Source organism: Mycoplasma miroungigenitalium (genome assembly GCF_013008635.1).
Lineage (GTDB): Bacteria > Bacillota_I > Bacilli_A > Mycoplasmatales > Metamycoplasmataceae > Mycoplasmopsis > Mycoplasmopsis miroungigenitalium.
The window spans coordinates 717,132-731,204 of the sequence record NZ_CP053096.1 but is presented as its reverse complement, the minus strand read 5'-3'; the positions used below and the strand labels follow the sequence as shown (position 1 = coordinate 731,204).

The 14,073-nt window shown below is 28.2% G+C and carries 14 protein-coding genes; 13 read left to right on the top strand and 1 reads right to left on the bottom strand.

From position 1 onward, the window contains the following. The first annotated feature begins 33 nt into the window (after positions 1-33). The 7 genes from tsaE to HLA87_RS03230 all read left to right on the top strand — a co-directional run bounded on the left by tsaE (position 34) and on the right by HLA87_RS03230 (position 5,444). The gene (gene tsaE / locus HLA87_RS03260) at positions 34-429 is read left to right on the top strand and encodes a tRNA (adenosine(37)-N6)-threonylcarbamoyltransferase complex ATPase subunit type 1 TsaE (protein ID WP_171111902.1); all 396 of its coding nucleotides are present in this window, start codon (positions 34-36) and stop codon (positions 427-429) included. Beyond that, entirely contained in the window at positions 429-986 is a 558-nt protein-coding gene (gene tsaB, locus HLA87_RS03255) for a tRNA (adenosine(37)-N6)-threonylcarbamoyltransferase complex dimerization subunit type 1 TsaB (protein WP_171111900.1), read from the top strand. The genes tsaE and tsaB overlap by 1 nt, the downstream gene beginning before the upstream one ends. Further along, complete coding sequence (gene tsaD, locus HLA87_RS03250; protein ID WP_171111896.1) at positions 986-1,918, top strand: tRNA (adenosine(37)-N6)-threonylcarbamoyltransferase complex transferase subunit TsaD; 933 nt, start codon at positions 986-988, stop codon at positions 1,916-1,918. Before tsaB ends, tsaD begins: the two co-directional genes overlap by 1 nt. Positions 1,919-2,031: 113 nt before the next feature. Continuing rightward, on the top strand, positions 2,032-2,271 hold the full coding sequence (locus HLA87_RS03245; RefSeq protein WP_171111886.1) for a YdbC family protein: 240 nt from the start codon (positions 2,032-2,034) through the stop codon (positions 2,269-2,271). Positions 2,272-2,352: 81 nt separating this feature from the next. Further along, positions 2,353-3,171 carry a GNAT family N-acetyltransferase gene (locus tag HLA87_RS03240; protein WP_171111884.1) on the top strand — a complete coding sequence of 273 codons (819 nt, stop codon included), beginning with the start codon at positions 2,353-2,355 and terminating at the stop codon, positions 3,169-3,171. Next, positions 3,164-4,537: a signal recognition particle protein gene (ffh, locus tag HLA87_RS03235; RefSeq protein ID WP_171111882.1), complete on the top strand. Its 1,374-nt coding sequence runs from the start codon at positions 3,164-3,166 to the stop codon at positions 4,535-4,537. Before HLA87_RS03240 ends, ffh begins: the two co-directional genes overlap by 8 nt. After that, positions 4,446-5,444 (top strand): YwaF family protein, encoded by a 999-nt coding sequence (locus tag HLA87_RS03230; RefSeq protein ID WP_237022745.1) that lies wholly within the window; start codon positions 4,446-4,448, stop codon positions 5,442-5,444. The genes ffh and HLA87_RS03230 overlap by 92 nt, the downstream gene beginning before the upstream one ends. Before the next feature lie 122 nt (positions 5,445-5,566). Here the strand turns inward: HLA87_RS03230 and HLA87_RS03225 are convergent, their stop codons facing one another. Then, positions 5,567-5,755: a kelch repeat-containing protein gene (locus tag HLA87_RS03225; protein ID WP_171111878.1), complete on the bottom strand. Its 189-nt coding sequence runs from the start codon at positions 5,753-5,755 to the stop codon at positions 5,567-5,569. Between the two features lie 232 nt (positions 5,756-5,987). On the opposite strand from HLA87_RS03225, the gene HLA87_RS03220 reads away from it, so the two are divergent. From HLA87_RS03220 to HLA87_RS03195, 6 genes are all read left to right on the top strand, one after another. Beyond that, entirely contained in the window at positions 5,988-6,902 is a 915-nt protein-coding gene (locus HLA87_RS03220) for a hypothetical protein (protein WP_171111876.1), read from the top strand. After that, positions 6,903-7,256, top strand: coding sequence for a hypothetical protein (locus tag HLA87_RS03215; RefSeq protein WP_171111874.1), 354 nt, complete (start codon positions 6,903-6,905; stop codon positions 7,254-7,256). A 4-nt stretch (positions 7,257-7,260) separates the two neighbouring features. Next, on the top strand, positions 7,261-8,427 hold the full coding sequence (locus HLA87_RS03210) for an Mbov_0396 family ICE element transmembrane protein (RefSeq protein ID WP_171111872.1): 1,167 nt from the start codon (positions 7,261-7,263) through the stop codon (positions 8,425-8,427). Positions 8,428-8,535: 108 nt separating this feature from the next. Next, positions 8,536-11,316 carry an Mbov_0397 family ICE element conjugal transfer ATPase gene (locus HLA87_RS03205; RefSeq protein ID WP_171111870.1) on the top strand — a complete coding sequence of 927 codons (2,781 nt, stop codon included), beginning with the start codon at positions 8,536-8,538 and terminating at the stop codon, positions 11,314-11,316. Between the two features lie 12 nt (positions 11,317-11,328). Continuing rightward, positions 11,329-11,934, top strand: coding sequence for a hypothetical protein (locus HLA87_RS03200; protein ID WP_171111868.1), 606 nt, complete (start codon positions 11,329-11,331; stop codon positions 11,932-11,934). Positions 11,935-12,052: 118 nt separating this feature from the next. Beyond that, a complete protein-coding gene (locus HLA87_RS03195) occupies positions 12,053-13,801 on the top strand; it encodes a hypothetical protein (RefSeq protein ID WP_171111867.1) in 1,749 nt (582 codons plus the stop codon). The last annotated feature ends 272 nt before the right edge of the window (positions 13,802-14,073 follow it).

Sequence of the window (14,073 nt, the reverse complement as noted above, 5' to 3'; positions counted from 1 at the left end):
ATAATATAAAATAATTATTAAAGCGAGGTAAAAATGACTAAAGAATTTTCTATTCCTACAGGCGAATCAATAAAAAATGTTGCTATCTATGTATTAAATAATTTGACAAAATCAAAAATTTTATTGCTCAATGGAGACCTAGGGGCTGGTAAAACAGCGTTAGTTAAAGAATTGGCAAAGCTTATCGGCATCACCGAAAATATAACTTCTCCAACATTTAACTACATGAAAGATTATGAAGGATTAATTCATATTGACGCATATCATTTGAGTGATGATTTGAGCGAATTTGAAGATTATTATTTAGATAATATCGTCGCTATAGAGTGATCAGATAATATTACGCACAATTATTCCAACTACTTAGATATAAGGATTAAACTAGATAGCAATAATAATCATATTTTTCAAATAAAGGAGGTTGAATAATGAAATTATTTCTCGATACAACTACAGACACGTTTGCAATAGCGCTGTATGATAAAAATTTCAATTTGATAGATTCAAATATACTGGATAAGGAACCCAAAAAAGTTAATTTAATTACTGATTACACAAAAAAAATGCTAACTAAAAATGATATTAAAATTACTGATATAACTGATTTTTATACTAACTTGGGGCCAGGTTATTTTACAGGTGTTCGTATTTCACTAGTGTATTTAAGAACTATCGCCTTATTAACAAATGCAAAAATTTATACTACAAGTTCAATGCAAATTCTTCAAAAACAAAATCCAAATCATAGTAAATTAACTATTAACGCTTCTGGTGGAAAATCTTATGTCTTCTATCCTAAGAATACTGATTTTTCAATTGATTTAATAAAAATTGAAGTTTCAACAACTGATAACTTTGATTCCATTAATTACCACGACTTAATAAACAACTTTGTAAACTACTTAAACTTGTTTATTAGCAATGAAAATCTACTCAACATTGAACCATACTATATAAAACAACCACAAATAGGAGAAAAAAAATAATGAGAATACTTGGTATAGAAACAAGTCATGATGACACATCTATTGCGCTATTAGAAAACGGAAAAATATTGGATTTACACACAATAAGTCAAATAGATGTTTTTAAGGAATTTGGTGGTACGATTCCTGAAATTAGTTCGCGTCTTCACGTAAAAGCAATTAATTTGATACAAATGTTATTTCAAAAAAAATATGACTTAAAAACTATTGATTACATAGCTTATACTGAAAAACCCGGACTAATTGGTACATTGCAAATCGGTTTTTTATTTGCTAACGCATTATCATTAACATTAGATAAACCATTAATTCCAATCAATCATTTACATGGACATTTTTACTCTAATGCAATTGATAATAAAATTAATTATCCATCATTATGTTTATTAGTTTCAGGCGGTCATACTCAATTAATGTTAGTCAACAATGCCTTCGATATTAAAATAATTGGTGAAACACTCGATGATGCTGTTGGCGAAGCATTTGATAAAGTTAGTTCAAAGTTAGGATTAGGTTTTCCTGGTGGTCCAAAAATTGATAAGATCTATCAAAACTATAAAGGGCAATATATTTTATTTACCCAGCCCCACACAGAAAATGAATTTGATTTTAGTTTCAGCGGACTAAAATCACAGGTTTTAAACTATTTCAATACCCAAAAAATGAAAGGTGTTGAAATAGACCCTGAACAAGTTGCCGCAAGTTTCCAAAATACAGCAATTGATTATTTAATTAATAAAACAAAGTTAGCATTAAATAAATATGATGTTAAATCTCTTGTTTTGGCCGGCGGAGTAAGTGCAAATACTGAATTAAGAAAAAGATTTTTAGCTCTTAGTCCTAAAGCTTTAGTTCCTAATTTGAAATATGCCACCGACAATGGCGCAATGATTGCAATGTGCGCTTATATGCAAATCAACGAAAAAAACTAGGTAAATTCAATAATTTCATTCGAAAATCACATGTATATATTAAAAATAAATAATAAAATTTAATTATTCTATATAATATAAATATTAATTATTTTATATATAAAGGGGTTATTATGGCATTTAAAAAACCAGAAATTACAAATAAAATCGTACGTCATATTGGCAAAATAGCTGAAACAAACAGCGGTTACACCAAAGAATTAAATTTAGTATCTTGAAATGACGGTGAAGCTAAATATGATATTCGTGATTGAAGTGAAGATCACGCACGTTCAAGCAAAGGTATCACTTTAACTTTAGAAGAACTAAAAGCTTTAAAAACTATTCTTGATGAAGAAGTTAAAAATCTTTAATTTAATCATTAAAAAATAATAAAAAATAACCTGTAAAAAGGTTGTCTTTTTCTATTTAATAGGAAGTTGAGAAGAGGAAATATGATTATTAAAGCAACAGAAGCACAAAAAAATATCATCTTAGATTTTTTGGACAAAGATGTTGATAACAATTTTTTCTTTATTGGAGATATAGAAAATTTTGGACTTCATTCCAAAATTCATTCAACATATGTAAAATTATCACCTGATAATGAAATAGTAGCAGTATTATTAATTTTTAATAATACCTTGCTTTTTTATGACCCTTTTTCCCAACTACACTGAAATGAAATAATTGAAATAGTTAATAAAAATAAATTAATAAATATTAACATTTCAGAAAATATGTATAAGCGCTTTAGCGACAATTTTAACAGCAAGCGTTTCAACGTTCATAAACAGTATCTAGCCAGACTAAATAGCTTCGTTAACCTAGATACATCACGAGCAATAGAGGCAACAAAAGAAGATATCAAATTGATTGTTGAATCTAGATTAAAAATTCCTGAATTTACTGAATTTACCAGTGATTTCGTCAATGAATATAATTCATACCTAGAAAGTTATGAATCGGGAGTTTCGCATCCATTCATCATTAAATCTTCGTCCGGAAAAGTAGTCAGTTGTGCCACAATCGCTATTAACGCTTCAAATAAATCTGTAATTGGTGGGGTATATACCTTGCCAGAATTCAGACAATCAGGTTTAGCATCAATTGTTGTTGCGGCTTTAAGTAATTGAATACTGAGTAGAGGCAATCAACCGATATTGTTTTATCACAACCCAGAAGCCGGGAAAATATATCATTCGTTAGGTTATAAAGATGTTGGTATATTATACACAATAGTTATCAATGATATTAAGGAGAAAAATGTTTAATTTTTTAGAAAATAGAATACAAAAATCAATTCAAAAAATGAATAAGAAAACAATTATTAATGAAGAAGATATTTTAGAAGTGACAAGAGATATCAAAATGGCTCTTTTGGAAGCTGACGTCAACTTACGTGTTGTAAAAGACTTCGTTAATAATGTTAAAGAAAAAGCATTGGAATCTAGATTGGTTGGTTCGTTGAACGCTTCTCAGCAAATGATTAAAATTGTTCACACAGAATTACAAGAAATTTTAGGTGGAGAGGTCAAGGAAATAAAAATTGATAAACGACCATTTATTATTATGATGACAGGTTTGCAAGGGTCAGGTAAAACTACAGCAGCAGCAAAATTAGCTTTCCATTTCCGTAAGAAAAATTATGTTTCTAAACCTTTATTAGTTGCGGCCGATATATATCGTCCCGCCGCAGTACAACAACTAGTAACTCTAGCAAAAAGTATCCAAGTTGATTATTTTGAAAAAGGAACTTCGGATACAGCGCAAAACATAGTTAAAGAAGCTTTGAAATACGCAGAAGAAAATAAAAATGATTTTATCATTATCGATACTGCGGGCCGTCTTTCAATTGATGAAGCACTAATGAATGAGTTAGTTGATTTAAAGAAAATTGTCAGTCCCAATGAAATATTTTTCGTTGCCGATGCATTAAGTGGACAAGATATCATTAATGTAGCCACAGCTTTTAATGATAAGTTAAAACTAACCGGAAGTATCATTACTAAACTGGATTCAGATGCTCGTGGTGGAGCAGCCTTAAGTTTATGTAAAGTCCTTAATTTACCAATTCGCTTTATAGGTACTGGTGAAAAAATCTCTAATCTAGATTTATTCTATCCAGATAGAATGGCGGATCGTATTTTAGGAATGGGTGATGTCTTAAGCCTTATTGAAAAAGCTGAGGAAGTTTATGATCCTGACCAAGCAAATAACATGGTTGCCAAACTTTTAAAAGGCGAATTTACTCTTGATGATTTAATGAACAATCTAGCTCAAATGAAAAAACTGGGTAAGATGAAAGCTATTCTTAAAATGATTCCAGGATTGGCTAATAAAATCAGCGAAGAGAAAATTCTTGAAGCAGAAAATAAAATGGCCACTTATGAAATTTTAATTTCTTCAATGACAATGAAAGAACGAAAAAATCCTAAACTTCTTAAACAAGCTTCACGTAAAGCTCGTATTTTAAGAGGAAGTGGTAGAAGCGCATTCGAATTTAATAGATTAATTAATGATTTTGAAGCAATGTCTAAAAATATGAATGAAATGGCAAAAAAAGTTAAAAGCGGAAATCTATCAGACCTTGCCAAATTTGGCGGTATGGGCGGTAGCGGGGGATTCGGTGGGTTCTAGTTTATCTGAATTTTTCCGATGACAAGGAGAAAACAAACATTTTTCTTTCTCTGGAATAAGTTTAATTTTATATATTATTACATTCGCAATTGTTTTTACATGTGTAATTTTGTTATGAATATTTAAAAACCCTTTGCGAAGATGATTTTCTACCAAAAATACGCATTTACGTGTATTTAAGACAAACACATTATTTAGATTTATCGGTATAACAACATTGATTTTTATGGCATTTAGAAGTTACATTTTATACGCTTCTAATTACCCAACTAGATGAGAAATATTGCCTCTACACTTATGTAGATTAACGATGATATTTCTTTCATTAACTTTAATCTTAAACAGGATTGATTTAGTTAAATATTTTGGTCATTTAGCGATAATTGGTTCAATACTAGCTATCATAAAACCTGATTTTGATTTTACAAAAACAATAAATGGCGTTATTCCGGTTGGTCTAGACTCATTTTATTACTATGATTATATCCTAGCCCATTCTTGGCTATTATTGGCAACGAGTTCACTTTATGCCATTAAATATATTGATTTGAAACTAAAAGATTGAATTATAACAGTCGTTTTCTTTAGTTGTGTAGCTATTATTATGTTTTTCATTAATTGAATAACCTTCAAATATGCACCGAAAGGTTGAAAAACAAATTATTTCTATCTCGGGGATGATTCAATTAATCCTCAAAAAAACATCTTCGGTGCTGCCTCAAAATGACCTTATAACTTATTATCATGAACGTTAGTGGGCATCATAGCAACGTCAATATCAACAATGTTTTGAATTATTCAAAGCAAATTTATGTTTGATAGATTTGACAATAAATTTAAGTTTAAATTAGTAAAATCGCAACGTTGAGAAGAATTTAGGCACTCATTCAATTTGAAAAAACATTAATATCAAAAAATAATAAATTGACGCTTTAGTTTAGGGCGTTATTTTTATTAATTTAAATAGATATTGCATATATTTAAATCAGAATAAAAAACCTCGTTATTTCGAGGTTTTTTAATGATGCTTTATTCTAAATTTGGTAATGGTGGCATTTCGGTTCAATCATCTTTTTGGAAGTTATAGAATCATAAACGATTCCCATTAAATACATTACGACTTTTATCTTTCGTTTTATCATCTTCAATAACTTGATCAATAAATGCATATGCCAGTTTATAGCCATCTCTAATCGCATTTAATGCATCGTCTATCATACCATTCAATATTGTTTGGTAAATGTCGTGACGTCTACGTCTAAATTCAAGAATCGTAATATTATTAGGATTAGCATTGCCAGTTTTAAGTCAATATTCAGTATCGGTTTTCCACTTCCAATTAAAGTAATTAGAGGGAGAAAAAAATAAGTAGGTTAAAACCAATTTTCTTTCTTTTTATTTAATAAAAGTTTCTTTTAAAGGTTCAAAAAAATGGGGGTTCAAAAGTCTAATGTTATATAAAATCTGAAATTCTAATAGTTTTTGCACTAATTTTTATATATTCAATAAATCATTTAAATCAAAACCTACTCACGATGATGCTAAATTAATTAATTATTATTTTCATAAACAATTGGTATTTCCTAACAAAAAAATTCAAACAACGAGATTTTCGAGATTGGTTAATGCTATCAAACAAAATAAAACATATATTTGTTCGACGGGAAAAACATCACGATTTATAAATATTGATATAGATGATAATACTGAAAATATCTATAAAACATTAGTTGACTATTATTCAAAAAAAATTGAATTAAAAGAAATGAATGATAAAACTAATAAAAATTCACTATTTTTAAAATATCTTTTACCAACTCTTGCGTATGAAACTAATTCATCATCTATGTCTAAACCTAAACTAAGACTCATATATGCTTTAGCTTCTAACTGCGATAAAGAACTTTTAACAAAAACCACTGAAAAACTAATATTTTTAATAAATTATTGTTTTAATTCAATAGTTGCTAATGCCTCAAAAAACCTAAAACAGCTATTTTATGGAACATTAAATAAGGTTTTTGATACTAAAAATATACGTGTTTATAATTTGGAAAAATTAGATGAGATATTAGATTACATTTTTTGGCTATTGGGTATTGAATTACCTTTAACAGCAAAAAAACATTCAAATATCTCAATCAAAATTACTGACGTAATTTATTCAAATAATTACGATGAAGCACTTTGAATTTATATTGCACTCTCCAAATTGAACCTTCAATATCTATTGTTTACGAAACAAAAATGACTTGATAAGTTTCATAAAACTATAATCAACAGACCATATTTTAAGGTCAAACGCAATACTAAGGGATATGAAATACTACAAAAATATTTTATTAAATCCCAGAAAGGAGTATAAATGCCTATTAATGCCCTATTAAACACTACTGAAACTACAACCGATTCTACTGGTTTAGCTGGTTCAGTTGGTTCAGCAATTGCTCAAGGATTTCAAACTATTGCTTCTGCAATTACAATTCCTGTAATTATTTTATTAATTGGTACCATTATTTATTTAATTGTAATGCTTTCACGACGATGTTTAAATTTATCAAAAGTTGAAGCTTCTGACTATAAAATGGAAATCAAAAAAATTTGTTGATATGTTGCAGGATTAGCCGTTTTATTTTTTGCGTTAATATTTTTAATAACAATGCAATCAACAAACTGGTCAATTATTAATATTAATTCGAATTCGTTTAAAAAGAGTTAAATAAATGTTCGGTTTACTTCAAACAATCGCTTATGGAATTTTTTGTGCTTTTTGGTATGTATTAGTTTATATGCCCGCTTGAATATTGCATATTGTTTCAATGACGCTCGAATTTATAGCCTTGAAACTACCAATATATTTAATATTTGGCGGTTATGAAATAAATTTTTCATCACCTTTTTTCACAAAATTTATCATTATTTCATTTCTTTGCGTCATTTTCGTAATTGGTATTGTTTTCTACAAATTCCTCAAGGCTTCCAAATCACCCGAAGCTCAACTAAATTTTAAAGATTCTATTAAACGAGCAATGTTGGCTTTCATTCTAATTTTCGGAATACCGATTTTAATTTGAGTAATTTCTATTTTTGTTGTTATTCTTTATGATTTTACGAAAACAGCGTTGGGATTGGATTCAAACACAACTTTATCTAACTATATTTTTAAAGTTCTTGAACCTAAATTCAAATACCCACAATATCATACTGAATGAATTTCTACACAAAACACATTTCAACCAATTACAAAAAATGCTTTTATTGCTTTAGACACAAATTTTTTATTATTGATTATTGAATTATTTGTGTCCATTATTGCTATTTTATGAGTAATTATTAATTTATTTTTAAGAGTTATTAAAACAACATCATATCAGTTTATTTACTTTTTATGATTGCCCCCAGCAATTACACAAGCAATCAGTGATAATGGTATATCACTAAAAAACTGATTCAAAAAATATACAGAATGTGCTTTAAGTACTTTTATTATCTTGATTTGTTTAATTTTATTTGGTTTTTTAATAGAAATAACATTTGAACAACTCCCTAAATTAATTGTTGAAATAATTTCATCACCCCAGTTGCAGGCACTAACTGAACCTATTTCAACAATTGCTTCAATATTAATATTAATTGGAATGACGTTTGGGATGGAAAATATGACCACCAAAATAATGGAATTTTTCAATCTCCACGAATTTGCTCAACCACCAGTTAAATTAAAAGTACCAAAAAATAAACAATCTAATCAACAGACCAAATCAACAGATAAAAAGTCAAAAACTGCTAATACACGTGTTAGTTCTGATAAAAATGCCCTTGCAAAAACCAATACATTAAAAAACAAAAACATTCCAAAAACACTAAATCAAACAAAACAGAAAGCTTAACAAACCTAAAACCAACTTTACTAAAAATTTTCGACAAATTGAAAGGACTAAAAACTGATGCTTCAACCAAAACCGCTCAAAAGAAAAAGGTTTACGATTTTCAAGAGTATGACTTGATATGATTTAGCTATTTTTTGTTTAATTGTAATAGCAGAGTTTTTAATAGTTATATTTGGTATCCCACAAATTAGTGCAGTATATAGATTAATAATTCCATTAGTTTCTATATTTCCCACAATGTTATTGTTTATTAATGTTAAAAATACTTCTTACAAGGTTTACCAATTGTTTTGAGTTTGACTTAAATTTTTATCAAGTAAAAAGAAATTTTCTCAAGACGAAATTAATAATTTATTAGTATTTAAAACAATCGATAAAACCGGAATATTAAGCACTGATTCAACCTTATCAAAGAAAAAAATAAAAGCACAATTATTTAAACTAAATGGTAATTCCATTTTTAAATATGATGCATCAACCCAAGAATCTCTTTTAATCACGCTTGCAACTTCTTTGAGCACTATCTCTAATTCTCTTTCAATTATTAAATTAAATAATAAAGGCGAATTTAAAGAAAACACGTATGTAATTAACCAAAAATTAACTAAATATGTAGATTCCAATTCACAAAATTATTTATCAGCAAGACGTGATGATATATATAAATTTAAGAATTCTGAATATCAAGAATATCATCTATTAATTTATGGTGATAACGAATTTTGTTTAAAAGAAAATATACATAATGTTAAGTTTGCTTTTGAAAGTGTTAACTTCTTAATAAGTGAACTATCACAAACTGAAACTTTGTTGTTTTATAGTAATTATTATAGTTTAAATCAATCACTTGCCGATATTGAATTGAAAATCGTTAATACTGATTCAACAATTATTAATATTATTGACGTATTGAATTTAAATTCAATTGAATTCGCCAAAAATTATTTCAAACTAAACAATAATTTTTATTCAGTTCAATCGGTCAGCGAATTTGATTATGAAGTCGATAATGGGTGAATTAATACAATTTATAACACTGATTCAAATGTTATTTTAAATATAAATAAATTAAGTTTTAAACACGCTGAATCACTTTTGGAAGGCTCGAATAGAACAATTGGTACAAATGCATTTGAAAAAACACATCATTTACTAAGAAACCAAAAACGTCAATATGAATACGAGATTTTTAATGAATTAATTGAAAATGTTGCAAAAAACCAATCAAAACCACTTCTAGATATTGGTGTTTATTTTTTAAATAAATCCAATACTACAAAGGTTTTATCAACTCTCGAGAACAAAAACATCCAAAACGCTAAAAAAGAAAAAATTACTTTACGAAAATTTCACTATGAACAATTCAAGTGCTGAAATCAATCGCAATTGCCCGCTACAGATGTTTTAAACACTTCAATACAAGCACTACCCGAGTTGATTGCTTTTGGTTGACCTTGAAATTTAGAATTATTAAACGATAGCAACGATTTTATTTTAGCAACTCAACTAACTGACGAATCCCCTGTTTTCTTTGACTTATTTCATAGAAATACATTTCGTAGAAATAGTAATTGCATTATTATCGGAACTAGTGGTTCCGGTAAATCAACAATGTCTAAAAAATTATTATTAAATGAATATTACGATAATGCCCAAATACTTATTATTGACCCGCAAAATGAATATAAATCCATTTGTAAACAAGTGAAAGGCCAGTATATTGATTTGAAAGATGGCGACGAAACTATCATTAATCCGCTTGAAATTCAAATTAATGAATTTAACGAAAACAATACCAAAGTATTTAACATAATTGTTAATCATATTGATTTTCTTGGCGATTGAATAAGTATCCTTTTTCGAGATTTAGATTCAACAGACTTAATTCTGATTAAAACTGCTCTAAAGAGTTTATACAACAAAAATAAATTTTATGATTGTGAGTCTATTGAAGACTTAAAAAACACTGCAAAATGACCTATTATGAATGATTTAATTAACGAATTAGAGAATACAAGGTTTAATAGCAAACTCGAAAAAAACATTTATGAAATACCACTCGCAAAATTAATAAAAGAGTTTAAGTTCTATTTCCAAGAATTAACAACATATAAATCAATCTTTAATCAACAATCAAACACTAATCTAGATAATAAATTTATTGTATTCAACGTTAAAAAACTGCTATCCCAACAAAATCAAGATTCAGCAATGGCTCAAATATTTTTGCTTCTTAAAATAATTAACACAAAAATTAGTATTAACTCAATTAATAAGTCATATCACAAAACAATTTTATTTATTGACGAAGCCCATTTTGCTTTGAAAGATAATACGCCTCAATTAAGAGAGTTTATTATCGACACAACCAAAACAATTAGAAAGTACAATGGTTCGATTATACTCGCAACGCAAAACGTCATCGATATTTCAGCAAATGCATCAAAAATTCTTGGAAATATTCAATACAGCTTTTTCTTTGCTTGCAAACAAAAAGATATTGATGCAATCACTGAGTTGTATAGGACTAGTCAATCCCTAACCAAACAGGAATTAAAGTTTATTGCAAATGCAAAAACTGGTGAATGTTTAATGTTTTTAACTGAAAAACAACACTACCAGATTGCTATTAACTATAACAATTTAGAACAAGACTTATTTTTTAACGATTTTAAAGAGTTTATTAAATACATTAAAGTAGTGAAAATAGATATTAATTCTTTAATAGAGCGAATTTCTGACGCAGAATCAAAAAATGAGTTTATTACAGAATATGACCAATCTTGTGCTGAATACGAAAGTAAACTAACAATTTATTCAGCGTATAAACAATATTTAGCATTTTTATGCTCAATTAAACAAAATTTAATCGAAACCCTAAAACTTTAAAGGAGCACCTATATGAATCAAACTTACACCCAACATTTAACACCAAGCAACATATCAACAATTAGCCGAATTAACGAAAATTATGTTGCAGATTTTAATAAAAATATTGACTTATTATCGTCTTTAAAAGAAAAATCTAATTACAAAAAATCAATAATTATTCTAGACGGAACTATTGAACAACTAGTAGAAAAACATTTTACCCCTGATTTATGTAATAAATTTATCAAATTAGCATTACAATCACTAGACCACGAATATGTTATTAATATTGACCATTTTATTAGAACCATCTACTTCAAACAAGATTTTTCATCAATAATTGTTGACCTAGATAATTCGCTACCGAAAACAATATTTACTTGGTTTCTGAACTCCAAAACATCATTGACTATGATTTGAAATCTAATGGTTTATCAAGCGATTATCAATAAAGATATACAAACATTTACTAATGCTGGTTTAAGTGAGATAGAAGCAATAAGAATTACCAATAACTCTAAATTAACCCAAAAAGCATCTTGAGTTTTGGAAAATAACCAAACAGAACCCGTTGATAAATTTGTCTTTAATATCTATGACAAAAACACCTTGAATAAAGCAGTTTATGTTATGTAATCTACTTTTTATATAACAAAAATAACGATAAACATTTATACTTTAATTATGAAAAAAAACAAAACTAAATAAACTACTGATATTAACAGCACCTACAACTGCTGTTATTGCCCCCACGATGGTTTCTTCATCGTGTTTAGAAGACGCTCTTAACAAAATTCTTAAGCATCAAACTCAAGGTCGTACTGGTAAACCTGATACTCCAAATACAACTCCATCAACACCAGCTATTACGCCTTCAACTCCGCCAAAACCAGTGGAACCTAAAAAACCATCTAAAAACGTAAATGAAATAGTATATTCTTATGATAACTTATATAACACCAAAGCTTCGTTGGATTATCACCCTGCTGTTTTTAACGATACAGGTACATTTCTTACAAACTATAATCCAGAATTTAAGCACGGCAATAATACTCTAATTTTTAAGCATCCAACCGCTATGTTCTATTACTCGGGTATTAAAAAATACTACGATTACATCTTGCAAGTAGATAATATTAAAGATAAAGAAGGTATTAAAAATAGAATTAAAAAACTTCTAACTGAATTAAAACCCGAACAAGAAAAAATAAATAATGGTTATTCTACTGAAAGACTGGGAAAAATTTGATACGACGCAATAACTTATGATTTAAACAAAATCATTGCTGTCTTTGCTGACCTTTACAAGCAAGATACTCAATACGCAAAAATGTACCACGGCGTATTACCATTAGATTACGAAAATAATGAAACAATTCTAAAAACACCGCACGACGACGGCAACTGATACCAATATCAAGACGAACACTTGGATGATTCCATCAAAGGCGAAGCTTTCTTATCATATATAGATATGTTTAAAGTCTCTAAAAACTTCTACGAACGAACGGATAGACATTTCTTACAAGAACGTGTAAAACTAAATTCAGATAACATTTTACACTTAGACCCAGTCCCTAATTTAAACGTACCAAATTTAAACAAATCACAAAATGATTATGTTGATAAATGATACAATACTCAATTCGAATATTATGGTCAAGCCCAAGATGATAGTGATTTTATTGGTGTATATCCAAAAAACTATTATGAATGACTACCATCCGACAAAAGACTATGAGAACCACAATTGTTTTACAATAGTCCACTCATTTTAGCACCTTTTAAACCAATTCAGAACTCAAATATAACGTCTAAACACTTAATAGTTTTAAAACACTATATTCAATTCAAACAGATTCTTACTTTGCTCTCACAACGCCCTTTAAAATCATTTCTTGAGTTATTAGACGATAAAGAGAACAAAGAATTACAACAATTTTATAAAATAAACAAGTACAACCAAGGATTTAAGAGTTTTATTAGTTCATTTAATGATGCTCTATATGGCGCTATTGACCCGACAATCTATCTAAATTACATCGATGAAAATGGAGTTAAGAGATTCTTTTATGACGAATGAGAAGAAAGTTTATCATATGGCCGTAAAGGACACGTACAACCATCAAACCAACGCCAGATGTATATCTTTGCCCTTAACTTATATAATAAGCTTATAATGCCGTTTAATTACATATTAAACAAAACAGAAGGACTATGAGAAACTGGAATAGCCAAATACGACCAAAACGTTATTTTTAAACAAAAATTCTACGAACAATTCTACAAACCAGAATTTGGTTCAATCGCAAAATACACAAACACTGACGCTGTTTCAAAAACCAAAACTGCGAAAAAAGATATAGCTAAATTCCTACAAACTTCAAATTTTGTTGACGATAAACCAATTAAAAACTTATTGGGACTATATGAAATTAGTTCAAAAGATATAACAGACAATCAATTTAATGACCTCTGATTAAACCCTAAAGTTGTTAAATAATGTTTATGTAGCTTACTTCACAAACCGACATTGTATTGCCGGTTTGTGTTTTTATATGCTAAAAAAACAAATAACTCAAATATTTAAATTCGAGCGGTTAAATATCTTGGTCTTTGCACTTCCGCTCACACAACAGCCTTTAATAGTGTATTGTAAATACGCATTTTTATTAAATATGGAAAAATGCTATTAACCAATAGTATTTATTATTTACAAGGCCAAAAGTTTTTTAAAAACATATTTACCAAATATACACAAAAATAACTGAAATA